This is a genomic window from Flavobacteriales bacterium (genome assembly GCA_025210295.1).
GTDB lineage: Bacteria > Bacteroidota > Bacteroidia > Flavobacteriales_D > Parvicellaceae > S010-51.
The window spans coordinates 265,208-289,611 of record JAOASC010000046.1 but is presented as its reverse complement, the minus strand read 5'-3'; the positions used below and the strand labels follow the sequence as shown (position 1 = coordinate 289,611).

General features: G+C 34.7%; 17 protein-coding genes and 1 pseudogene. 11 read left to right on the top strand and 7 right to left on the bottom strand.

Features of this window, described 5'->3' with window-relative positions; genetic code table 11:
* Window positions 1–32 precede the first annotated feature (32 nt).
* The gene (locus N4A35_15040) at window positions 33–2,048 is read left to right on the top strand and encodes a SpoIIE family protein phosphatase (protein ID MCT4582729.1); all 2,016 of its coding nucleotides are present in this window, start codon (window positions 33–35) and stop codon (window positions 2,046–2,048) included.
* Window positions 2,049–2,145: 97 nt separating this feature from the next.
* Here the strand turns inward: N4A35_15040 and N4A35_15035 are convergent, their stop codons facing one another.
* The 3 genes from N4A35_15035 to N4A35_15025 all read right to left on the bottom strand — a co-directional run bounded on the left by N4A35_15035 (window position 2,146) and on the right by N4A35_15025 (window position 4,800).
* The gene (locus N4A35_15035; protein ID MCT4582728.1) at window positions 2,146–2,493 is read right to left on the bottom strand and encodes a 2Fe-2S iron-sulfur cluster-binding protein; all 348 of its coding nucleotides are present in this window, start codon (window positions 2,491–2,493) and stop codon (window positions 2,146–2,148) included.
* A 19-nt stretch (window positions 2,494–2,512) separates the two neighbouring features.
* A complete protein-coding gene (locus N4A35_15030) occupies window positions 2,513–3,520 on the bottom strand; it encodes an NAD(P)/FAD-dependent oxidoreductase (GenBank protein MCT4582727.1) in 1,008 nt (335 codons plus the stop codon).
* A 104-nt stretch (window positions 3,521–3,624) separates the two neighbouring features.
* Window positions 3,625–4,800 (bottom strand): DUF1343 domain-containing protein, encoded by a 1,176-nt coding sequence (locus N4A35_15025; GenBank protein ID MCT4582726.1) that lies wholly within the window; start codon window positions 4,798–4,800, stop codon window positions 3,625–3,627.
* A gap of 85 nt (window positions 4,801–4,885) precedes the next feature.
* Here N4A35_15025 and N4A35_15020 point away from each other — a divergent pair, with 85 nt between their 5' ends.
* The 3 genes from N4A35_15020 to N4A35_15010 all read left to right on the top strand — a co-directional run bounded on the left by N4A35_15020 (window position 4,886) and on the right by N4A35_15010 (window position 9,397).
* Complete coding sequence (locus N4A35_15020) at window positions 4,886–6,508, top strand: ABC transporter permease (GenBank protein MCT4582725.1); 1,623 nt, start codon at window positions 4,886–4,888, stop codon at window positions 6,506–6,508.
* Window positions 6,509–6,600: 92 nt separating this feature from the next.
* Window positions 6,601–8,967, top strand: coding sequence for a TonB-dependent receptor (locus N4A35_15015; GenBank protein ID MCT4582724.1), 2,367 nt, complete (start codon window positions 6,601–6,603; stop codon window positions 8,965–8,967).
* Between the two features lie 106 nt (window positions 8,968–9,073).
* Window positions 9,074–9,397, top strand: coding sequence for a hypothetical protein (locus tag N4A35_15010; GenBank protein MCT4582723.1), 324 nt, complete (start codon window positions 9,074–9,076; stop codon window positions 9,395–9,397).
* On the opposite strand, the gene N4A35_15005 is transcribed toward N4A35_15010, so the two are convergent.
* Together N4A35_15005 and N4A35_15000 are read right to left on the bottom strand one after the other, a co-directional pair.
* Window positions 9,386–9,865 (bottom strand): hypothetical protein, encoded by a 480-nt coding sequence (locus N4A35_15005; GenBank protein ID MCT4582722.1) that lies wholly within the window; start codon window positions 9,863–9,865, stop codon window positions 9,386–9,388. The genes N4A35_15010 and N4A35_15005 overlap by 12 nt on opposite strands.
* 3 nt (window positions 9,866–9,868) lie before the next feature.
* Window positions 9,869–11,149 (bottom strand): 4-hydroxybutyrate CoA-transferase, encoded by a 1,281-nt coding sequence (locus tag N4A35_15000; GenBank protein MCT4582721.1) that lies wholly within the window; start codon window positions 11,147–11,149, stop codon window positions 9,869–9,871.
* A 184-nt stretch (window positions 11,150–11,333) separates the two neighbouring features.
* Between N4A35_15000 and N4A35_14995 the strand changes: the two genes are divergently transcribed.
* A complete protein-coding gene (locus N4A35_14995) occupies window positions 11,334–11,786 on the top strand; it encodes a hypothetical protein (GenBank protein MCT4582720.1) in 453 nt (150 codons plus the stop codon).
* Between the two features lie 7 nt (window positions 11,787–11,793).
* Here the strand turns inward: N4A35_14995 and N4A35_14990 are convergent, their stop codons facing one another.
* Window positions 11,794–12,270 carry a hypothetical protein gene (locus N4A35_14990; protein ID MCT4582719.1) on the bottom strand — a complete coding sequence of 159 codons (477 nt, stop codon included), beginning with the start codon at window positions 12,268–12,270 and terminating at the stop codon, window positions 11,794–11,796.
* Between the two features lie 147 nt (window positions 12,271–12,417).
* On the opposite strand from N4A35_14990, the gene N4A35_14985 reads away from it, so the two are divergent.
* The 3 genes from N4A35_14985 (at window position 12,418) to N4A35_14975 (ending at window position 17,014) form a co-directional block, all read left to right on the top strand.
* On the top strand, window positions 12,418–14,673 hold the full coding sequence (locus N4A35_14985) for a TonB-dependent receptor (GenBank protein MCT4582718.1): 2,256 nt from the start codon (window positions 12,418–12,420) through the stop codon (window positions 14,671–14,673).
* Entirely contained in the window at window positions 14,670–15,629 is a 960-nt protein-coding gene (locus N4A35_14980) for a hypothetical protein (GenBank protein MCT4582717.1), read from the top strand. The genes N4A35_14985 and N4A35_14980 overlap by 4 nt, the downstream gene beginning before the upstream one ends.
* A 155-nt stretch (window positions 15,630–15,784) precedes the next feature.
* A complete protein-coding gene (locus N4A35_14975; GenBank protein MCT4582716.1) occupies window positions 15,785–17,014 on the top strand; it encodes a T9SS type A sorting domain-containing protein in 1,230 nt (409 codons plus the stop codon).
* 90 nt (window positions 17,015–17,104) lie between these two features.
* On the opposite strand, the gene N4A35_14970 is transcribed toward N4A35_14975, so the two are convergent.
* Window positions 17,105–17,527, bottom strand: coding sequence for a nucleoside-diphosphate kinase (locus N4A35_14970; protein ID MCT4582715.1), 423 nt, complete (start codon window positions 17,525–17,527; stop codon window positions 17,105–17,107).
* A gap of 695 nt (window positions 17,528–18,222) precedes the next feature.
* Between N4A35_14970 and N4A35_14965 the strand changes: the two are divergent.
* From N4A35_14965 to N4A35_14955, 3 genes and pseudogenes are all read left to right on the top strand, one after another.
* Window positions 18,223–18,594: pseudogene (locus N4A35_14965) on the top strand (PKD domain-containing protein).
* A 234-nt stretch (window positions 18,595–18,828) separates the two neighbouring features.
* The gene (locus N4A35_14960; protein MCT4582714.1) at window positions 18,829–20,064 is read left to right on the top strand and encodes a GEVED domain-containing protein; all 1,236 of its coding nucleotides are present in this window, start codon (window positions 18,829–18,831) and stop codon (window positions 20,062–20,064) included.
* A gap of 5 nt (window positions 20,065–20,069) precedes the next feature.
* The gene (locus N4A35_14955; protein MCT4582713.1) at window positions 20,070–24,389 is read left to right on the top strand and encodes a gliding motility-associated C-terminal domain-containing protein; all 4,320 of its coding nucleotides are present in this window, start codon (window positions 20,070–20,072) and stop codon (window positions 24,387–24,389) included.
* Window positions 24,390–24,404: the final 15 nt, after the last annotated feature.

Sequence of the window (24,404 nt, the reverse complement as noted above, 5' to 3'; positions counted from 1 at the left end):
GTATAGGATTTTTCATTTATACAAACATAATTATGAACTATATCAAGATTGTTTTAATAGCCTTGTTAAGTTTTTTAGCATCAGTGTCTTATAGTCAGGATAAGGTAACGCTGTTGAAAGAAAAACTAGAAGCGTCTCCTAAAGAAGAAAAACCACATGTTTTAAATATGCTCTCTAAAACCTTATTAAGAAAGAACAGAAAAGAGAGTTTAGCTTATGCAGAAGAAGCAATAAAGTTAAGTCAGGACTTAGGTGATGTTGCTGAAGAAATGGATGGATACTTGAATAAAGGAAAGGCATTGTCAGCATTAAGAAAGCACACTGAAGCAATTCAAGCAATCGAAAAAGTTTTAAAAGTTGATCAAGAATTTGGTAATGAACCAAGTGCTGCGTATGATTTAAGTCTCTTAGGAAAAGAATATACTTCGCTAAAGAAGTTTAGTGATGCAAGAAACAGTTTTCAGGAGTCTTATGATATCTACACTAAACTAAAAGATGAAAGAGCATTAGGGTATGTGGCAGGTGATTATGCTAACATGGAAAAAAAAGCGAACGATAGAAAAAAAGCAATTAAATGGTTTGAAGTAAGTTTAGCCCATCACCAAAAATCAAAAAATAAGCAAGGAGAGGTTCAAGCAATGATGGCTATTGGAGCTCTTAATGCTAATAGAGGTGATTATGAAAAAGCCATTAAGCAATTGCAAGAGGCTAAAGATAAAGCTAAACAATATGGTCTAAATTCCCTTGAGAAAAGTGCCGCTAAAAATCTTTCGATAGTCCAAGAAAATCAAGAGAAAAAAGCGAGTAGTGTAACAGATGTTGATATTGAGAATCAAAATGATATTGCAAGAAGAATGAATGATTATGAGGATATGATTATTTTATCTGATGAGAAAATAAGTGAGTTGAGTGAAACCATGCAGATCCTTGAGCTTAAAAAACGATTAGAGAAAGAGGCGTATGACAGGGAAATTAAAGAAAAAGAAGAAGAAAAATTAAAGTTAGAACAAGCTAAGAAATTAGCCGAAACAGTTGCTTCAGCAGCTAAAGCTGAAGAAGAGAAAGTAGCTGCAAAAAATGACTTGTTAGCAGCTCAAAATGCCAAGCAAACAACAATGATAATTGGCGGTGGAATTGGATTAGCTTTGTTAGCAATTTTAATTCTTTTTGTTTTAAAAAGTAATAGAGAAAGAAAGAAAGCAAATGAAGCCCTGGTCGCTAAGAATGAGTTGATTGAAGAGCAGAAAAATTCTCTAGAAGAGCAAAAGGCTGAATTAGAACATAAGAATCACAACATAAAAGAGAGTTTAGATTATGCTAAAAAAATCCAGACTTCAATATTGCCTCCAATTGGTGGTTTGAAAGAAAAATTTTCAGATTCATTTGTGTTTTTTAGACCTAAAGATATTGTAAGTGGAGATTTCTATTGGTACTATGAACATGGTTCTAAATTGTATGTTTCTGTCTCTGATTGTACTGGACATGGTGTTCCAGGAGCATTTATGTCTATTATTGGTAATAACTTAATAGAAAAAGCGATTGTAGAGCTAAAAATCGATAAACCAGCAGATGTGTTAAAGTTTATGAGTGATCGTATCAATGAACAGCTAGGAATGTCAACAGGTGTCTCTGAAGTAAAAGATGGAATGGACATGACGCTAATTTGTATTGATAAATCAAACAATAAACTAAGCTTTGCTGGAGCAAGAAACCCATTATACTTCTATAGAGCTGGACAGTTGGAAGAAGTGAAAGCAACGAAAATGTCTGTAGGGTATAACAGTAAAAAAGTAGCCTCAGAATTTGAGAATATAGAAATGGACCTACTTAAAGGAGATCGACTGTATATGTTCTCTGATGGTTTTGCAGATCAAAAAGGTGGACCGAAAGGGAAAAAATTCTACTATAGACCATTTAGAGAAATTTTACAAGGGTCAGGAACACAGTCTATGGATTTTCAAAGAGATTTATTAGAGAATACAATTGTTGAATGGATGAACGGAGCAGAACAGCTAGATGATATGCTGGTCTTAGGAATAGAAATTTAAGGAGCAATACTTAAAAATAAAAAGCTCTGCATACAGTATGCAGAGCTTTTTTTGTAAATATTAGTATGCTTAAAGCTAAATGCTTCAAGTGAAATGATTACCAATCATCATCGTCATCCTCTTCAACCTCAGGAGCAAGTTGAACAAGAAGTCCATCCATCTCATTCGTTAAATGAATTTGACATCCTAGTCGACTGTTATCTTCTACATGCCAAGCTTCATCTAACATTAGTTGCTCGTCTTCATTACGTTCAAGTGTAACTTTATCATTCAGAACATACATTTGACAAGAAGCACACATCGCCATTCCTCCACAAGTCCCTTTTACTGGTAACTCATAGCTTTTGCAAAGCTCCATCATATTCATGTTCATGTCTGTTGGAGCTTCTAATTGGTGCTCAACACCTTCTCTGTCGATAACCGTTACAGTTATGATATTGTCCATTGATTTATTCTTTAATTAATTAAAAGCCGTTAATCCCGTTTACTGTTGTATATTTTAAAACGTTATTCTTTTCTGGATAAATTCTTTTGAAAGCGCTTTGAACCATTAATGTAGCTTCATGGAAACCACATAAAATTAATTTTAGTTTACCAGGGTAAGTGTTTACATCCCCAATAGCAAAAATTCCCGCTCTATTGGTGCTATAGTCAAAAGTATCCACCTTAATAGAATTCTTTTCAATTTCTAATCCCCATTTAGCAATAGGACCTAGTTTAGGAGTTAACCCGAATAAAGGAAGCCAGTTATCTAATTCAATAGAAGTATTTTCCGCTCCTTTCGTTTTAATAACAACACGCTCAAGCTGATCCTCCCCTTCTAACTCAAATACTTCACTATCTGTCATCAACTTTACTTTACCTTCAGAAGCCATATCCATAATGCGTTGTACAGAGTCTAAATGACCTCTAAAACTCTTACTTCGATGAACCAAGGTTACTTCTTTCGCTACTCCTTCTGCAAGGAAAATGGCCCAGTCTAAAGCAGAGTCACCACCTCCACTGATAACTACGCGTTTGTCACGGTATATTTCAGGATCCTTGACAATATATTCTACTCCTTTCTTTTCAAATTGTTTTAATGTAGGAATAGGTGGTTTTCTTGGTGTGAAAACACCTAGCCCACCTGCAATGGCAACATTAGGAGCTTTGTGTTTAGTTCCTGCATTTGTTGTCACAATAAATTGGTTGTCTTCAGTCTCCTCAATGCTTACAGCTGTTTCACCTAGTGTAAAGCCAGGTTTAAAAGGAGCGATCTGCTCCATTAACTTATCCGACAAATCTCCTGCAAGTATAGAAGGATACGCAGGAATATCATAAATTGGCTTTTTAGGGTATATTTCTGAACATTGTCCACCAACCTGTGGTAAGGAATCAATTAAGTGACACCTTAATTTTAGTAACCCAGCTTCAAATACCGTAAACAACCCAACAGGCCCTGCTCCAATAATTAATATATCTGTTTCAATCATCTCTTATTTTTTATATCAATACAAAAATAACTTTTATTAGAGATGCATAACTATGATTTTTGTCAAAAATGGTATTTTATGTAGTATTTGTTACAAAAGAAACATTACTCAAAATCTGGGTAAAGTAAGTACTTTTTACGCACCATTTTAAACGCATTCAATTCATCTTTCCATGATGCTCGGATTGTTTTTACTGACTTTCCCTCCTCAATCATTTGTTTGATTTTTTTATTTCCAGTCAATAAATAAAAGAAACCATCTTTCCTAAAAAAGTCAGATGGGTTGGAAGATTGATGATACATACTCGTTAACCAATGTAAATACAATTCCCCTAATTCAGGCATAAAATGATCTCCAAAAGCAGTGAGGTCGTATCCATGGCAACGTTTATTTTCATGTTTAGGATGCTTTGCACCAAACATAGGTTGGGGAATAAAAGAAAAATCGGTAGAAGGAATAAAAGGAGAACCAAAAATTTGAAAAGGTGTAGTGGTTCCTCTACCAACACTAACATTTGTACCTTCAAACAAACAAAGAGAAGGGTAAAGGTAAATACTTGTCATATTCGGTAAGTTAGGAGATGGAGCAATAGGAAGATGGTACTTATCTTTGTGTGTATAATTGCTACATTGAATGATTTCTAATTGACATTGTATTCCGTTATTGAGCCACTTTTCACCATTAATCATTTGGGCATATTCAGCTATTGTCATTCCATGGACAATAGGAACAGGGTGCATTCCAATGAATGATTTTTGACTCATCTCCAACACCGGTCCATCAACATAAAAACCATTAGGGTTAGGTCGGTCTAACAATAATAGAGGAATATTGTTTTCTGCACAAGCTTCCATTACATAATGCATAGTACTGATATAGGTGTAAAAGCGCGCACCTACATCCTGGATATCAAAAATAACAAGGTCAATATTTGCTAATTTTTCAGCAGAAGGTTTTCTGTTTTTTCTACCATAAAGTGACAGAATAGAAATTCCAGTTTTTTTATCTTTCCCATCAGCAACTTTTTCTCCAGCATCTGCAGTGCCCCTAAAACCATGTTCTGGAGCAAAAACTTTTTCTATAGTTATTCCTAAAGAAACTAAAGAGTCCACAAGGTGAGTGTTTTGAATAACACTTGTTTGGTTGGCTACAACAGCTACTTTTTTACCTTGTAAGAGAGGAAGGTATTTCGAAGTCTGGTTTGCTCCTGTATTGATTTGAGCTGAGATTTCTAATAAAGAAAGCACAAACAAAGAAAATAAGGTGAATATATTTTTCATGTGTATAATAAAATGGGTTTTTTACCTAAATTTGGCGCAAAATAGATAAAACGATTTGAATACAGAACTATATATAGCAAAAAGGATGCTAGAAAACAAAAAGGGGAAGGAAAAAGTTTCTAAACCTATTGTATTTTTAGCTATTGCCGGTATTACATTAGGTATTGCGGTAATGTTATTGTCCATTTCTATTGCTTCAGGTTTTCAAAAAGAAGTAAGGGAAAAAATTATTGGGTTTGGTTCACATGTTCAAATATCTAGTTCTTATAATAATTTATCGTTTGAATCAAGTCCATTGCTCATTGACGATATTGCAATGGATGCTATAAAGGCAGATGAATCCGTTAATCATGTACAAGTATTTGCCTATAAGCCAGCAATCATGCAAGCGAAAGAAGTGCTTGAAAAGAATGAAAAAGGAGAAGCGATAAGGGATATCTTAGGAGTCGTGTTTAAAGGTGTTAGCCATGATTTTAATAACACTTTTTTTCAAAAACATTTAAAAGAGGGAAAGATCCCTAACTTTCAAAACCGAGGCGAAAATGATAGCATTGTAGTGTCTAGGTTTATTGCAGATAAATTACAGTTAGCAATCAATGATAAAGTGGCCACTTTTTTTGTGAAACAAGAGGGACCTAAACAACGAAACTTGATAGTTGCTGGAATCTATGAAACTGGCTTAGAAGATTTTGATCGACAATTTTGCTTTATAGACCTCAACCAAGTTAGAAAATTGAATGAATGGGGAATAGCAACATTTTTGAAAGTTGAAGAAAACTGTGAACATGGATTTGTAGTTGTGAGTGCAAAGGTTTTTGGAGGAAATCAAAATTATCGCTATAGTTGGAATAACGCTCCTTATAGTGTTGAACAAAAACAAATTCTTTGTCCAATTAAAGATACAGTAATTCAATTAGTGGCTACAGATTTTGAATCCAATGGCTACTTGGAGCCGATTGAACAAAAATCAATAGCAGATACAGCTTGGTTAACCATTAAAACGCAAGGGAATAACCAATGTAATTGTGAAAGCAGTACGGCAGATTTAGAGCCCAATTACCTTAATGATTCAGTGACAGCGTATCGTACTCAAGGAGGAACCTTTATTACCACATTAAAAACTTCTGGGGGGAGCGCTAACCACTATAGCGGAGGAGTAGAGGTGCTGTTAAACAAATTTGAAAAATTAGAGGAAGGAGAGGAAATTATAGAAAGATATGTGGGGCCTCAATATAATGTGACAACAATCGTTACGCAGAATGAAGAGATATTCAATTGGCTAGAAATGCTAGATATGAATGTCTATATCATCATTGGATTAATGATTATTGTTGCAATTATTAATATGACCTCGGCGTTAATGGTTTTAATATTAGAAAAAACGCAAATGATAGGAATCCTAAAAGCTTTAGGGGCAACTAATTGGAGTGTAAGAAAAGTTTTTATTTACAACGGAGCATACCTCATTTTAAAAGGCATGTTGTATGGAAATATCTTAGCTTTTTTGGTAATTTTCTTACAGCAACAATTTCATATCATAACCTTACCTCAGGAAAATTATTATGTTAGTGTTGTGCCTATGGATATTCCCGTTTTTGCACTGTTGTTAGTCAATTTAGGAGCTTTTGTAGTTTGCTACTTAGCACTAGTTCTACCCTCGTTTATTGTCACTAAAATAACCCCTGTAAAAGCAATCAAATTTGATTAAGCAAGGATTCCTTTTCTTGGCAAAATCGACCGCTTAATAGTTTTAACAAAAATTAGGTCATACAATTGTAATAATTTGTAATTTAGCAAGCTATGAATTCACTTACTCTATTTTTGAAACAATTAGTAGCGCTCACGTTAGTATCAATAATTTTTTCTGGATTTACTGCTTTAGCTCAAGAAACAGGTACAATTAGAGGGTTTGTTTATGATAAAGCAAATGGAGAGCCAGTGATGTTTACCAATGTGAAGATTAAAGGTACAGGAATAGGATCTCCTACTGATGTAAATGGATTTTATCAAATTTCTAATGCTCCAGTTGGGGCTGTTGTACTTGAAATAACAAACGTTCAATATTCAACAAAAGAAATTCCGTTAACAGTAACTAAAGGTAAGATTATTTCTAAAAACATTTATTTAGAAGAAAACGATAAGTTACTAGATGAAGTTGAGGTTTCTGCTGAGGGACAAGAGTCGAAGAAGCAAGTGAAAATGTCGATGATCAAGGCAACCAAAAAAGAAATTCAAGCAGTACCATCAATAGGTGGAGAGGCAGATATTGCAACCTACTTTCAAACAGTACCTGGTGTGGTTAGTACAGGAGATCAAGGTGGACAAATGTATGTAAGAGGAGGTTCACCAGTGCAAAATAAAGTATTGTTAGATGGAATGGTAATTTATAACCCTTTTCACTCCATAGGTTTTTTCTCTGTTTTTGATACAGAAATTATAAGGAACGCAGATATTTATACAGGAGGTTTTAGTGCACAATATGGAGGAAGAATTTCATCAGTAATGGACATCACTACTAAAGATGGGAATAAATCTAAATTTTCTGGACGAGCGGCAGTTAATCCATTTGGATCAAAACTAACCCTAGAGGGGCCAATTAAAAAACTAAAAGAAGATGGAGGGGGCACAATCTCTTATGTGCTCTCTGGAAAAACCTCATACCTAGAACAAACGTCTAAATTGTTTTATTCTTATGTGGATACAGCAGGGTTACCTTTTAATTATACTGATTTGTATGGAAAGGTATCTATTAATGGAGCTAATGGTAGTAAGGCTAATATTTTTGGTTACAATTTTAGTGATAATGTAAAGTGGAAAGAACTCTTAGATTTAAAATGGGATTCTTATGGGGCAGGAGCAAATTTTGTGATGGTGCCAGCCGCAACGCCTGTGTTGATTGAAGGTCGATTTAATATCTCTGATTATAAAATTTCTTTGTCAGAAAGAGATCCGTATACCAATTTAGTCGATACTTCAAAAGGAAGACACAGTGGAGTTAATAACTTTACTTTAGGTTTTGATTTCAAGTACTTCAAGAAAGATGATGAAATCAAGTATGGTATAGAAATTAATGGGTTTAGAACAGATTTTAATTTTAAAAATTCAGTAGGAAGAACCATTGAGCAGGTTGATAATACAACTGAGCTTTCAGGATATCTAGATTATAAAATCGTAAGAAACCGTTTTGTATTAAATCCAGGTTTTAGGTTACAATATTATGCCTCTCTAGGAAATGTTTCTCCAGAACCTCGTCTAGGATTGAAGTTTAATGCCAATGAAAAATTAAGGTTGAAATTTGCTAGTGGAATCTATTCTCAAAATTTAATTAGTGCAACTTCTGATAGAGATGTGGTCAACTTGTTTTACGGGTTCTTATCTGGACCTGATAACTTGCAGGAAGAGCTAATTCAAGAAGATGGAACAGAGCGAGAGATTACGCATAAGCTGCAAAAAGCAACACATGCGATTTTAGGTGCTGAATACGATGTCGCTAAACATTGGTCTATTAATGTAGAAGGGTACTACAAATGGTTTACGCAACTATCCAATATGAATAGAAATAAAATATATGAAGATGGTGTGAATGACTACCCTGATGTGTTAAAGAAAGATTTTATTATTGAAACAGGAGATGCTTACGGGGTGGACTTTGTATTAAAGTACTCAGATGATAGACTTTATTTATGGAGTGTTTACTCGTTAGGAAAAGTAACGAGATGGGACGGTACACAAACCTATTCACCAGTGTTTGATCGTAGACATAACATCAATTTTGTTGGAACATATCTCTTAGGAAAAGATAAGAAATGGGAGCTTAATGCACGTTGGAATTTTGGATCAGGACTACCTTTTACTCAAATTCAAGGATTTACCCAGTTTGTAGATTTTAATGGAGGAGGAATCAATACCGATTATACTACTACTAATGCTAATAATGTTGATATTGTTTATGGAAATATTAATGAGGGGAGACTATCTGCATATCACCGTTTAGACTTTGCTGTTAAAAGAAAATTAGAACTTAAGAATAAAAGTTTAATCGAGTTAACAGCCAGTGTAACCAATGCCTATAGTAGAAAAAATATTTTCTATGTAGAGCCTGTTGCTAATCAAAAAGTATATCAGTTACCTATACTTCCAAGTTTTGGATTTAGTTGGAGCTTTTAAGTCTCAGAAATGTCAAAACTTAGGAGTAATTAGAGAAATACCTTGAAAGTGGTATTGCTATTATTTTGTTTTCTGTTTTTATTTGTTTAGAATAAATCTAAATAATATGTATAAACACTCTGATAAAATAGCAAGTAACGAAATAGGTAAGATTAGACATTGTAAATATTGTAATCAAGTTGAGGTTCAAATTGGAGCCATAGTAAGTTATATGTCCATCACGAGATTTACTAATCTTTATTTATCTTTAGTTGATATCAAAGAGAGTGTATCCATATACGATGAAGCAGAATTTCATGAAAAGTTGATGATCACTTCCCCTATTAAGGATACCTATTTTGCTTTTACAGTACATGAAATAAAAACATTGTTAGCTTTGTTTGAAGAGGCCTTATTAATGTTTGAAGTTCAAAGAATATTAAGTGAATAATATTTCCCCACTTCTTATCTCGTTATTCTTTTTATTGTATAATAAGTAATGATACTTTCCTTTTTGATCATGCATTAAATGCACCTGATATTTGTTGACTCTGTAAAATTGAATGATTTCATCTCTTATACAATCAATACCTTGAGAACCATTAGTCTTTAATTGATAGATCAATCCATCCAATTGCGTTTGATCATCTAAGATGATGAAAAAAGCACCATTTAAACCTTTATTTAGTGGGTCTTTTCTGTTGAAATGAATACAACCATGCACTGCTGAAGTGCAGAAGATACGTCTTGAAAACTGAGTGTTCCAATCAAAAGCTTGGGTGTTGACCACTGGCTTTTGTTTTTTTTGAGGTGTTATTTGATCTCCTACATTCCAGGCAATGTGCTTTTTCACTTCCTCATGATTAATAGTGCATGAAGTAAGCATGAAAAAGAAGATAATAGAATTAATTTTTAACATTTCTTATACAAATAAAAGTTCTTGTTTTTGTGAAAAATAAAGTTCTGATAGCTGCTCTCTGTCGTCAGGATGCGCTATTTCAATCATAGCTTTAGCACGTTCCTTAAGATTTTTACCATACAAGTAAGCTGTCCCATATTCTGTTACAATATATTGTACATGAGCTCGCGTAGTTACAACAGAAGCTCCATGTTTTAAATTGCTAACTATTCTAGGAATACCACTGGAAGTTCTAGATGGAAGGGCTATGATTGCTTTTCCTCCTTTAGACAGTGTAGCACCTCGAATAAAGTCCATTTGTCCACCAACTCCTGAATAATGCTTTGTCCCAATTGAATCAGCGCAAACCTGTCCGTATAAATCAACTTCAATAGCGCTATTAATAGCAGTAACTTTAGGATTTCTTCTAATCGTTCTTACATCATTTACATATTCAACATCCATCATATTTACTAGTGGATTTTCGTGAATGAAATCATATATTTTTTGAGTTCCAAAAGCAAATCCAGCTACAATCTTTCCTCGTTCTGTTACTTTTTGAGAACCATCAATAACCCCACTATTGACTAAGTCAACAATTCCATCGGAACACATCTCAGTATGTATTCCTAAATGTTTATGATTATTTAATTGACTCAAGGCTGCGTTCGGTATCCCTCCAATCCCCATTTGTAAAGTAGCTCCATCCTCTACTAATGATGCGACATTTTTTCCAATTTCTTGTTCTACAGAAGTAGGAGTATTAATCGTTAACTCATGTAAAGGCTCATTGATATAGACATGAGCATGAATTTTTGATTGATGGATTACTCCATTTCCATATACCCTAGGCATGTTAGGGTTTATCTGAGCAATGACATACTTTGCCGAATCTATAGCAGCATTAGAAATATCGACAGAGCATCCAAGTGAGCAATACCCCTTGCTGTCTGGAGGGGATACCGTTACCATGGCAACATCAATCTTCATTTTTTGATCTCTAAACAATTGTGGAATTTCACTCAGAAAAATAGGAATGTAATGAGCTCTCCCGTTTTGAACATAAGGGCGTATGTTTTTTCCAACAAAAAAACAGTTTATTTTAAAGTTATGTTTAAACTCCTCTCTTGCGTAAGGAACCGCTCCTTCTGTGTGAGCGGAAACAATTTCTACATCTTCTAATTCATCCGCACGCTCTACCATTGCATTTATTAAATACTGTGGAGCCCCAGCCGCTGTATGTATAAAAACCCTATCTCCAGATTTTATCACTTTTACAACATCCTCAATTGTTTCTTTTTTCATACCAGTTTTTTTTATTTAGATTTATTCTAAACAAAGGTATGCTGAATACAAATAAGAGAATCTAACAGCGAACCGTTTTTACAGAATTTTGACAATGCGGTGTGATTGTCATTTTATTGTCAACCTGATAAATGTTAGGAACTATCCATCATAGAAGAGATACATTTGATAAAAATTCACAGCTATGAAAAGAATCATTTTTACCTCAACATTGGTAGCTACGCTATTAAGTTGTAAAAAGGAAGAAGCGCCAGAAGAAAACGACCCTATAGTTGATGTTGAAAAAATAGAGATTCCATTTGAAGGAAAATGGAAACGTACATTTGAAGCTGGCCCAGGAAATACTCAAACAGTCGTATATTCGATATATCAGGATAGTATAAGATATACCCTAACAGGACCAGTCGCAAATTCGAATTATAATATGATTAGAGATACCTTCCTATTAGAAGATAATCGTTATATCGGTCATACTACAGATAATGTATATTACCTCATCTTTGCAAAAAATGTTGTCGATGATTCCATAAGCTTGTACAAAGAAATAATACCCAACTTCTCGGCCGGAATGTCAACCGATGTGCCTCATGATTCAACCACTCAGAACCATGGGTGGGCAGTATATTACAAAGACTAAAAGTGTGTTAAAAAAAATACCATCCATGACTGCCAGCAACAGCACCAATAATTGTGATTAAGCTGATGGTTAATAAAGCCCAGTGAAAACGATGTAAAATTTTAAATGTTTTTTCAGGGTGTGATAAGGCGTATTTTTTAAAAAGTCGATGTAGAATAAATGGCTCTAGAATGAATAGTACAACTGTAAAAAGTACCCAAACTAAGGTCATCGTATGCATCCACCAAAATTTGGAAGAAAGGAATCTGTCCCATGCGTTGAGGTAGTAAACCATATAGAATCCAGAAATAGCTGTGATTAATGTTGTAATTTTTGCTTGAAAAGCAAATTTGCCTTCAATACTTTCAAAGGTTTGATAACGATCTTCTGGCTTACTAAGTTTTTTAATGGAGGGGATGATCACAGTGGTTACCATAGCAACACCTCCAATCCATAAAACAACAGCTAAGACATGTAAAACTCTAGCTAAAGTGAAAAGTTCCATGTTTATTATTTTCAGACAAAGTTATTGTTTTTTTTATGTGATATCCGTGATTAAAAGGTGATTAAAATCAGGTTTCTATAAAGGGAATCTGACAACAATATGACAAACAGAAAACACATTGAATTTACCTTTGTAAAAAAATAATGAATGTATAGATTAGTTGTTTTTATAGTATTGTTTTCAGCTTATACGAATTTTGCACAAATTCATATAACAGTTAATGATGAAGATCAATACCCAATTCCCTCAGTCCATATCTCACTTTTTTCTGAAAGTGGAAAGTTGGTAGCAATGAAGCTAACTGACTCAAATGGGAAACTTGAGTTTTCTGAAGAAGAAACCAAAGGGATCGATACATTTGATGCAAAAGTTAGTTTTATTGGTTTTGAAACAATATATAGAAAGGTTCGCCTAAACCAAGCCTATAGTTTTATTCTAAAAGAAAGTAATGTAATGCTAAATCAAGTAGTTGTTACAGCACAATACTCTGAAAATAGTCCCGAAAAAGCGGTGCATAAGATCGAAATTATTGATCGAAAAAAGATTGATGCAATGGGGGCTATAACATTACAGGATGCTCTTTCTAATAGTATGGGGATTCGAATAGAGCAAGATAATATCTTAGGAAGTGGTATGAGTCTACAAGGAGTTTCAGGTCAAAATGTAAAGATTTTAATAGATGGAGTGCCTGTAATAGGGCGTTTGAACGGAAATATCGATTTATCCCAAATCAATTTAGATAATATTGAAAGAATAGAAATTGTAAAAGGGCCTTTGTCTGTAAACTATGGAACCAATGCTTTGGCAGGAGCTATCAATCTAATCACTAAAACAAATAAAAAAGGTCAGTTTTCAGTAGGAGGAACTTCATATTATGAAAGTGCTGGTAAATTTAATTTTACGGGTAAAGTCGGATTCAATAAAAAAAATAATGATGTTTTAATTACTGGTGGGCGAAACTATTTTGATGGTTGGAATGATGGTGATCAACAATTTAAAAACCCAACACCAATTGCTGATTCAACACGTTTTAAATCTTGGAAACCAAAAGAACAATTGTTTGGAGGGGTACAATTGGGGAAAACCATAAAAAATGTAAAGTTAAAATATAAAGGAGACTTGTTTAAAGAGACAATATGGAATAGAGGGTATCCACGTCCCCCATATCAGGAAACCGCTTTTGATGATGACTATCAAACTGCTAGAATTGATAATGCATTGTTCTTTAATCGTAAAGGAAAACAGTCTACCATTAATGCGTTAGCTTCAATCAATCACTTTGAGAGAACTAAGAATACGTTTTACACAGATTTAACCACATTGGATAGAGTCTTAACAGAGAATGCAGGAGACCAAGACACTTCTGTTTTTAATCAGTTTCTTTCAAGAGGATCCTTTATTAGCCAAAAAGACTCAGCGAAATTAAATTATCAAATTGGGTATGAAATTAATATCGAACAAGCGGAGGGAAGAAGAATAGAAAGTGGAACACAAGAGCAAGGAGATTATGCCTTGTTTGCAAGTTCTGAGTATAGTCACAATAATTTTATCGTAAGGCCTGGATTAAGATATGCATACAATACTAGCTATTCAACACCATTATTGCCTTCATTAAATGTTAAGTTTGGAAAGGATAAATACGCTATTAGAGCTTCGTTTGCTAGAGGTTTTAGAGCTCCATCATTAAAAGAATTGTATTTTAATTTTGTTGATATCAACCATAATATTGTAGGTTCTAACAACTTAAAAGCAGAAACCTCAGCTAATTATATCTTAACGATGGCTTACAATATTTTACACGAAAACTTAATCTTTAAATCAGAAATAGGTGGGTTTTACAATGCAATAAAAGACCAAATTGCATTAGCTCAAACAGATGGGACACAATATACTTATGTCAATATTGGAGAGTTTCAGTCTGTGGGAGGACAAGCTGATTTTCAAGTAGGCTTTTATCACTTTAAAGCCAATGTTGGAGGGTCATATATTGGAAGGTCTAATAGTGTAGAGGCTGATGGCGCTCCACAATTTAGTTTTAGCCCCGAATTAAGAAGCAGCTTGTTATATGAATTAAAGAAACAAGGATTAACAATGGCATTATTCTATAAGTATCAAGGGAAACTCCCCAATGTGATTCAAAATGCCGATGGTCAAATTCAAACGAACTATATTGAAGCCTACCATACATCAGACTTTACTTTGTCAAAGAAATTATACAAAAAACAAATAGACCTTTCTATTGGAGTGAAAAATATATTTGATGTAAAAAGAGTAGCTTCTTCAACAAGTAGTGGAGGAGCCCACTCTTCTGGAGGAGCGACAATACCTGTTGGAATGGGAAGAACCTATTTTGCTGCTTTAAAATTGAACCTTACAAAATGGAAAAAAGCTAATAAAGAATGAAAAGAATTATATATATCATATTGTTGTTGAGTGTCATTGCTTGTAAAAAAGATGAAATACCTGTTTTGAAACATCAGGCGGGTAATGTGATTTCCAATGCTTTCGAAATGGGAACTGATTATCGAAAACAAGCTTTTTTTGATTTAGAAACTAATGCATTTGTAAGTGAAAATATTAAGACTTCTTGGGACTTAGGTTTTGAGACAGGGGTAAACGGTTCGAGCGTTATTTTGAACTCAGCAAACTTTATGTCCATAGCAAAGGTGAATAATACTACATTTAATGCCGTTACTGATACCGTCGGTTTGGATTGGTTATTTGATGTTCCCTCAGGGAATTTAGACTCTACAGCAATAGGTGATTGGCAAAATACAAATAGTATCTATGTCGTTAATAGAGGAAATGATCATTTAGGAGCGCATAGAGGGTTTTGTAAAATAGAATTTCAATCAGTTTCAGGTACAACCTATACGTTTAGAATCGCAAATTTAAATGGAACATCTGATGAAATGATCACCATCACTAAAGATGACGCTTTAAATTATGTAGCTTTTTCTTGTGACACTAGAGCAGAAGTAGAAGTAGAGCCCAATAAAGAAGCATGGGATATTCAATTTACCCAGTATACTTATGTCTTTGTAGATTTACATGAAGAATACCTTGTAACAGGAGTTTTAGCGAATAGGAATGGTGTACAAACTGCAAAAGTATTTGATAAGGAGTTTGCTGACATAACAAGTGAAGATATTGGGAACTATAATTTTTCTGATGCTATAGATGTTATCGGTTATGACTGGAAATATTATGATTTTTCGTTGGCAAATTATACCGTGCATTTAGATCAAAATTATCTAATAAAAACTACTGAGGGGATTTTTTATAAATTACATTTTATAGACTTCTATAATGAGAATGGAGATAAGGGAACACCAACTTTTGAAATACAAAAGTTATAGCCTTTGTGTCATGAAAAGGTTTGGTAAATGTCATAAAAAAGTAAATTATTTAGAGACAGTCTAAATAATGATTTTTGTTAGCTTTCTTCTCTCATTTACTTCTTTACTTTGTCAGTGAATCAAAAAAAATATAAAATAAATTAATACATAAAAGGATGAAAAGAATATTACTATCAGCTTTATCGTTAATTGCATTAAATTCGATGAATGCACAGCAGGTTTCAGACATGATATCAACTGGGGCAGGAAACTCTAATGCTGTTTTCTATAGTTTAGAAGACGGAGAAGTTTCGAATATCACCAACGAAGACTGGGACTTAGCATTCAATACCAGTATTTTTGGTGTTGATATCAGAATCAATGATGGAAAAGGGGTTCAGTTATATACCTATCCAAATGGCGATACCTCAGATTTTGCAACAGTAGATACAGCAGGAATCTCTGGTTGGTCTCAAAACTACAATTCAAGTGAAAGCTGGGATTATGGAGCTTTTAATACAACTGCTAATGGTAGTTCTTTTGATTATGGATGGGGAGCTTATAACCCAACAACACATTATGTAACAGGTGATTCTGTATATGTAATTAAAACTTTAGCAGGAAACTATAAAAAAATATGGATCCAAACATTGGCAAATGGACATTATAACTATAAATATGCCAACTTAGATAACTCCAATACAGTTAGTGAGTCAATTCAATTATCCAATTATTCAGATAAAAACTATTTCTATTATTCATTAGATAATGGAACAGTGATAGATAGAGAGCCTGCAACAGGAACATGGGACTTTGTAGCAATGAAATATTTAGCTCCTCAACCACAAGGAGGGTACTATCCATCTACTGGAATATTAATGAACAGAGGATTAAAAACAAGAGAAGCTAGAAATGTATCAACTGCTACTGCTTTATGGAGCGATTATACAGAAGAAGAAGCAATTGATGTTATTGGTTTCGATTGGAAATCATTTGACTTTTCTACATATTCTTATATCATGGAGGACGATTTAAGTTATTTTGTGACTGATAGAGCTGGAAATATTTGGCATATCATTTTTACCGCTTTTGGAGGGTCTACAAATGGTAATATTGAATTTACTAAAGAAATGATTTCTGCTGTATCAATTGAGGAAAATAATGGAATTAATTTAGGATTATATCCTAATCCAGCTTCTAATCAAGTAACTTTCTTGTACGAATTAGAAAATGATGCAGTAATCACAATTTATGACCTACAAGGAAAAACAGTATACAATAACGAGTTTTATGGAGCAGGATTTAATCAGCAAACAATAGATGTTTCATTTTTAAACTCAGGAATCTATAACGTTATGATTCAATCAGAGAATAGAGTTGGAACTCAAAAGCTTGTAATAGAATAAGTTTAACGATGATATAAAAACAAGGTCTATTATAAAGAAAAAGGGCTTAATCATTTGATTAAGCCCTTTTTGTATAGTGGAAAAATAAAATTATCCTACATATTCTTCAGCTGAAAAATGAAAATCACTTTCGATTTTAGCATTTTCATCACTATCAGAACCATGAACAGCATTTCTACCGATAGATTCAGCATATTTAGCTCTAATTGTTTCCTCAGCAGCTTCTGCAGGATTAGTAGCTCCAATTAATGTTCTAAAATCAGCAACAGCATTATCTTTCTCTAATACAGCTGCAACAATAGGACCAGATGTCATGTATTCTACTAATTCTCCATAAAAAGGACGTTCACTGTGAACAGCATAAAATTCTTTTGCTTGTTCAGTTGTTAATTGTCTCAACTTCATTGCAACAATTTTAAATCCTCCATCTGTAATCATTTGAAGAATGTTTCCGATGTTGTTATCTTCAACAGCATCAGGCTTAAGCATTGTAAATGTTCTAGTACCTGCCATTTTTTGTTTTTTTGAATTTTAAATTAAAATAATAAGCCACAAAATTAGTGAAAGTTTTGTTCTAAGGGTAATTTTCTTATTCTAAATCAATAAAAAAAGATTTTTAACTCTACATTTATTGTTGTTAGTTTGCTATTGTGATTTGATAGACAACCTTTTATAGTGTTTAAGAGTCTTATTTATTATATATAATTTTTTTTAACAAAGTTATTTAGGAGATTATGGAGAAAAAAACAATGTTTAGTTATTTACTGCTTTTGGTATCAATGTGCAGCTGGGGGCAAACAACTATTACTATAGGTACCGATAATACAACCAATGGGAATACATCATATCCAGCTCCATATGGAAATTACTATGATGGAGCAAAACATCAGATCATTATTAGGGCAGCAGAACTGAATACTGCTGGGATGACAGCCGGAAATATATCAAGTTTGTCATTTAATGTTGCTACAGCCAATGGTGTAGCAATGGCTAATTTTAATATTGCAATGGGACTCACCACAAAAACAGAGTGGAATGTTAACGATGATTTTGAAACAGGATTAACAACAGTTTTCTCTACTGTAGCCTATACTGAAACTTCAGGGTGGAATACGCATAATTTTTCAAGTCCCTTTTACTGGGATGGAGTTTCAAACCTTATTATTGAAACCTGTTTTGAAAATACCAATTATACAGGGAATGCGCAAATGTATTATTCGACTACTTCCTACAATAGTGTGCTGTATTACAGAAGAGATAATCAGCCTGTTTGTTCGGTAACTCAAAATGGTTTTTCATTTAGTGAGTCATCGAATAGACCAAATATACAATTGGAGTGGGAAGCTCCAAATGTTCCTCCTGTTACCGATTTTTCTGTGAGTTCAGTAACAACATGTTCAGGGCAAATTAGTTTTTTTGATGAATCTTCAGGAGATCCAACTACTTGGTCATGGGATTTTGGAGATGGAAATACCAGTACGCAGCAAAACCCCTCACATGTGTATACTGCATCAGGAACCTATACTGTTCAATTAACAACAACCAACCAGTTTGGAAGTCATATAGAAACGAAGACGAATTTTGTTACAGTTAATTTATCTGCTCAAACACCTGTAGTTGCAGGATGTACTCCAGTAACACAAAATGGAACGTTGGGATTTGGAATAACCAATGTAAACTTCAACACCATTAATGAGTCTTCTGGTGATGCAGCTGAGGGATATTTAGATAATACTTGTTCCCAAACAGTAGTTTTTGCAGGGCAAACATATCCTATTACCATACAACATGCCCAACCAACAAACCATAACTGTGTGGCATGGATTGATTATAATAACGATGGTGTTTTTGATGATTTAACAGAGAAAATAATATCGAATACAAGTGCTTTGTCTACAGCAGGAAATGTAACCATCGCATCAAATGCAGTTCTTAATACCCCTTTAAGAATGAGAGTGATCGCCGATTACGACCTGAATGCAGTTCCTACTCCTTGTACCAATCCAACTTATGGTCAAGCAGAAGATTATACTATCATTGTAGAACAGGCAACAGTACCTCCTGTAGCAGCGTTTGAAGTTGATCCTACGATTACTTGCGAAGGAACAGTTACATTTACAGATTGGTCAACAAATATTCCTACCTCTTGGTTATGGGATTTTGGAGATGGAAATACTTCAATTCAACAACACCCAACGCATGATTATCAATCGAGTGGTGTGTATGATATTCGTTTAATTGTAACCAATCAATTTGGTTCAGATACCATTGTTTACACCAACTATATTCAAGTAAATTTAGAAAACAGTTTAGTTGAAGCGCAATGTACTCCGGCAACTTTAGGACATTGTTGCGGATATGGTATTTATCAGGTAGAATTCAACCTAGGCTTTAATCCTGCGTATGGTTTTTCAAATTATTCTGATGGAGCAGAAGATGGTTATCAAGATTACTCTTGTCAATATAATGATAGTATAGTTGGAGGAACAAGTTATCCTATCGTTATTAGAACAGGAGTAGATAATCCACAAGATACTCGAGTTTGGATAGATTTTAATAATGATGGAGCTTTTGATAACGCTGAAATAGTTTTGGAAGCTTTAAATAGTTATCATCCAACTGGAAATATTGTTATCCCATCTTCGGGAGTAGTTTGGGATACGCCGCTAAGAATGAGAGTGCTTTCAGATGAAGTGGGGGCAGCTTTATCGAGTTGTGATGATTTAACAAGAGGTCAAGTAGAAGATTATTCTTTAATAATAACAGAGCCTGAAGTAGATACTACAACAATTGTTGAAAAACATTTAAATGAAGTGGAAATTTACCCTAATCCAACAAATGGAACGATTAATGTTAGTAATACCTTTTACAGAATGGAGTCAATTCATGTGTATACCATTGATGGACAATTAGTGCAAACGATGACAGCCAATACCAATGAATTGTTTTTGAAACTAAAATTAAATGAACTTGTAAACGGTATCTATCTTTTAACAATAAGGTATACTAATGGAGAAAATCATTTAGAAAAAATTATAATAAGAAAATAATATCAATGAAGAGAATATTACTATTATCTGTATTTATTTTATCGTATTTGGGAGCATTCGCAACTCATCTAATAGGTGGAAACTTAGGATATGAGTACGTTGGTCAATTTGGAGCCAATTATCGTTATAAAATTATTTTAACAACCTATACGAATTGTGATGCAACATCCAATATACCGCAGCCAGAAGGACCGAACTTAACCATTGGTATTTATGGACATGATGTACAAAATGATCCACTAAATGGAGGTGACAAAACATGGATTACAGATGCAACAATAACATTGGTTGATTCCAATCAGATAGACCCTAATCTTCCTGGGAACTGTCCAATAGGATCAAATGTTTGTATTTATAAAGGTGTTTATGAAGGATTTGTAGATTTACCACTTAATTTTAATGGTTATCATGTCTTCTATGAAAGATGTTGTAGGAATGGGAGTATTGTAAACTTAATACCCTCAGAGTCGATGGCCTTTCATGCTTTTATACCTTCCCCTTTACTACCTAATACATCTCCTGTATTTACAGATGATCCTGTTCCATTTTTATGTGCAGGGGACACCACTACGATTTTGAATACTGCTTATGATCCAGATGGAGATTTGTTAGTATTTAGCTTTGTTACCCCTTATAATGGATTTGCAAATTCAAATAACCCAGCACCTCTTCCTCCTCAACCCAATTTAGGATGGAATATTCCAAATGTGACGTACGCAGGAGGATATAACATGGCTTCTCCTTTTGGAGTAGGAGGGTATTCTTATATTAACGGTTCAACGGGATTAACTTCGTATTATCCACCAGTTACTGGTGACTATGTTGTTGCTGTTGAAATAAAGGAGTATAGGAATGGAAATTTGATAGGTGTTACTCGAAGAGATTTGCAATTGTTGGTGTTAAACTGCTCTGCAAATGGAACGCCCTCTTTATCCCCATCTTTAGGTTCAACCAGTACTCAATATACTGTAACTGAAGGAGAAACTTTATGTTTTGATTTTGGTTATGATGACCCAGAAGGAGATAGTGTTACTTTAGAAGTTAATGGTCAAATTTTTGATCCTAACAGTGTTAACCCACCAGCTACTGTAAATTCACCAGTTTCTGGTTTAGATACTGTTTCTACAAGTTTTTGTTGGACAACAGTCTGTGGACAAGCTCAAAACTTACCCTATCAATTTCAAGTTTCTGCAACAGATAATGGATGTCCACCAAAGGCAAATAATAATGTTTTTCAAATTACGGTAAATCCTGTAGCTCCACCTGATACAATTATAGGCCCTGTAATTATTTGTGAAAATTCGGTGCAAACTTATACTACACAAACTGTTCCCAATACGACATATAATTGGTCGGTAATAGGAGGAAATATTATAGCAAATAATGGATCCTCTGTAGATATACATTGGGGAAGTGTTGGTGCTGGAACAGTGTCGCTGTCAGCAACGAACCAATTTGGTTGTAATTCAGCGCCAATTAGTCTTAATGTTACGAAAACTTCAGGTCCAACTGTTGATGCCGGAATTGACGTAACAATTTGCGCTGGAGATACCGCTCAATTAAGTGCTTCGGTTATTGCCGCTAATGCTTATACATCAAGTTGGAGTCCTTTAGGAAATGTAATTAATGGAACAACGTTAAATCCTTCCGTTTATCCACAGGTCACAACCGATTATGTTTTAACGGTTAATATGGGAGGAGGATCTTGTATCAATACAGACACAGTTCGGGTTATAGTTAATCAATCAGTCATAAATGCTGGCCAGGATACAGCTTTGTGTATCGGTGATACTGTGCAATTGGGAGCATCAGGAGCTACTAGCTACAACTGGTCTCCAAATATTGCTATAAATGACGTTGCTGTTAGTAATCCATTAGTGTACCCAACTACCACGCAGTCTTACATTGTTTCAGGAACAGATGCCAATGGATGTTTTGGTTCAGACACCGTAACCGTAAATGTCAATAGTTTACCAATAGTTAGTGCTGGTGAAGATGTGTGGGTTTGTCCAGGAGGAACAGCACAGTTGAATGCCACAGGAGGAGTAACGTATGCTTGGTCTCCTAACTTTAATATTTCTGATACAACAATTGCAAATCCTGTTGTGACACCAACAGTTGACACCTCTTACATTGTGCAGGTAACAGATACCAATGGTTGTGTGAATTCAGATACGGTCTTAGTTGCAGCCAGTAGAAATGTTCCAACAGATGCAGGAATGGATACGACAATTTGTGCTGGTGATTCTATCGTGATAGGAGGCAATCCAACAGCTGTAAATGGGACAGATTATGCCTGGGTTCCGTCTGCAAGTATTATCGATTCAACATTAGCTAATCCAACAGTATTCCCTTTAGTCACTACAGCGTTTATTGTTTATACTTCTAATGATACATGTACTGGAACAGATACCATCTTGGTCACAGTAAATCCTTTGCCTATTATCGATGCAGGAAATGCTGTGCAAATTTGTATAGGAGATACAGCTCAGCTAAATGCTTCAGGAGGGGTTTCGTATTCATGGAATAATGGTCAACTTTTAACAAATGACCAAATTGCTGATCCTATGGCGTTTCCAGTAGATACAACAAGTTTTATCGTTACAAGTGTTGATGCCAATGGTTGTGTAAATACGGATACAACTCAAGTCATTGTAAACCCACTCCCTAATGCTAATGCAGGGTTAGATACTTTAATTTGTCATGGAGATTCGGCTCAATTGATGGCTTCTGGAGGGGAAAGTTACGCATGGAGCCCCTCTGTTGATTTAGCGGATGATTCAATCGCTAACCCTTGGTCTTATACCTTAGATTCAACGACATATTATGTGGCTGTTACGGATAGTAATGGATGTGTAAATAACGATTCTGTTAATATCGCTGTTTATCCGCTGCCAATCGTTAATGCAGGATCAGACCAACGAATATGTGTGAACGATACTGTTCAATTAACAGCTACAGGAGCAAGTCTATATTTGTGGACTCCAGGAGATTCTTTAAGTGACTCTACCACTAGTAGTCCTTTTGCTTTCCCTATTGTTACAACAACTTATGTAGTAGAAGGAACCTATAACTATGGATGTAGTAATACAGATACCGTTACTGTTTTTGTAAACCAATCTCCAACTATCTCAACAAGCCCAACAGTTCAAATTTGTGTGGGAGACTCTGTCGAGATTTCTGCTAGTGGAGGAGATGCTTATGCATGGTCTCCTAACGTCAATATTTCTGACACTACAATAGCCAACCCAGTTGTTTATCCAACAGTTACAACAACATATTTAGTTGCTGGTTTTGATACTATTGGTTGTGGTTCTCAAGGACAAGTGACAGTAGTCGTTAATTCTTTGCCAACTCTTCAAGCCCATACACAATCCACCGTTAATGTCTGTATTGGAGATACCACTCAATTACAAGCAAGTGGAGCAGTTTCGTATACCTGGACACCTAGTCAATCATTAAGTTCGGCTATAATTAGCAATCCTTTTGCTTTTCCACAGTCTACAACTGAGTATACGGTAGTTGGAACTGATGGTAATGGTTGTGAAAATTCAGCTAGTGTAACGGTTGAAGTTTTTGAGGTTTCTACTATGCCTGATACTGCCATTTGTGTAGGAGAAAGCGTCTCTTTATTCGTAAATGGTGCACCAGGAGATGTTTATTCGTGGTCTCCTACTACAGGGCTGGATAATCCATCTATTGCAACTCCTACAGCTACGCCAACCAATACAACGACTTATGTTGTTAGTGTTACTGATGTGGCAGGTTGTCAAGATCAAGCTCAAGTGACCATTACCACGTTAAGTGCTCCTCAGTCAAGTTTTAGTACTCAAGTTGAAGCTGATTGTGAGGGAACAACCGTTCGTTTTACGAATAATTCGACAAATGCATCAAGTTATAACTGGACTTTTAGTGATGGAACAACCTCTACGGAAGAAAACCCAGTACACTTATTTGATTATGACGGAACTTACTCTGCTGTTTTGGTGACCACAGATCCAAGTGGATGTAACGATACCTTAACAATCAATGGAAATACGTTAATCTTTAATGACTTGTTCTCAGCACTTCCTCCTAATGTGTTTACTCCCAACGGAGATGGAGATAACGATTTCTTCGAAGTAGCACTTAACCCAGAAATTGAAGAATGTACTTCGTTTGTTGTGTTTAACAGGTGGGGACAACTAATTTTCGAATCAGATGGAAGTTCAATTAAATGGGATGGAAAAAAGGAAAGTGGAAGAAAAGTGCCAGAAGGAACTTATTTCTATATAATAGACTTAAATGGAGTAGTGTATAAAGGGACATTGAGTTTGTTTAGGTAAGTACTATATTATCTC

Coding starts and splice junctions, on each gene's coding strand:
- N4A35_15040 (MCT4582729.1), top strand. CDS start 33: ATGAACTATATCAAGATTGTTTTAATAGCCTTGTTAAGTTTTTTAGCA.
- N4A35_15035 (MCT4582728.1), bottom strand. CDS start 2,493: ATGGACAATATCATAACTGTAACGGTTATCGACAGAGAAGGTGTTGAG.
- N4A35_15030 (MCT4582727.1), bottom strand. CDS start 3,520: ATGATTGAAACAGATATATTAATTATTGGAGCAGGGCCTGTTGGGTTG.
- N4A35_15025 (MCT4582726.1), bottom strand. CDS start 4,800: ATGAAAAATATATTCACCTTATTTTCTTTGTTTGTGCTTTCTTTATTA.
- N4A35_15020 (MCT4582725.1), top strand. CDS start 4,886: ATGCTAGAAAACAAAAAGGGGAAGGAAAAAGTTTCTAAACCTATTGTA.
- N4A35_15015 (MCT4582724.1), top strand. CDS start 6,601: ATGAATTCACTTACTCTATTTTTGAAACAATTAGTAGCGCTCACGTTA.
- N4A35_15010 (MCT4582723.1), top strand. CDS start 9,074: ATGTATAAACACTCTGATAAAATAGCAAGTAACGAAATAGGTAAGATT.
- N4A35_15005 (MCT4582722.1), bottom strand. CDS start 9,865: ATGTTAAAAATTAATTCTATTATCTTCTTTTTCATGCTTACTTCATGC.
- N4A35_15000 (MCT4582721.1), bottom strand. CDS start 11,149: ATGAAAAAAGAAACAATTGAGGATGTTGTAAAAGTGATAAAATCTGGA.
- N4A35_14995 (MCT4582720.1), top strand. CDS start 11,334: ATGAAAAGAATCATTTTTACCTCAACATTGGTAGCTACGCTATTAAGT.
- N4A35_14990 (MCT4582719.1), bottom strand. CDS start 12,270: ATGGAACTTTTCACTTTAGCTAGAGTTTTACATGTCTTAGCTGTTGTT.
- N4A35_14985 (MCT4582718.1), top strand. CDS start 12,418: ATGTATAGATTAGTTGTTTTTATAGTATTGTTTTCAGCTTATACGAAT.
- N4A35_14980 (MCT4582717.1), top strand. CDS start 14,670: ATGAAAAGAATTATATATATCATATTGTTGTTGAGTGTCATTGCTTGT.
- N4A35_14975 (MCT4582716.1), top strand. CDS start 15,785: ATGAAAAGAATATTACTATCAGCTTTATCGTTAATTGCATTAAATTCG.
- N4A35_14970 (MCT4582715.1), bottom strand. CDS start 17,527: ATGGCAGGTACTAGAACATTTACAATGCTTAAGCCTGATGCTGTTGAA.
- N4A35_14955 (MCT4582713.1), top strand. CDS start 20,070: ATGAAGAGAATATTACTATTATCTGTATTTATTTTATCGTATTTGGGA.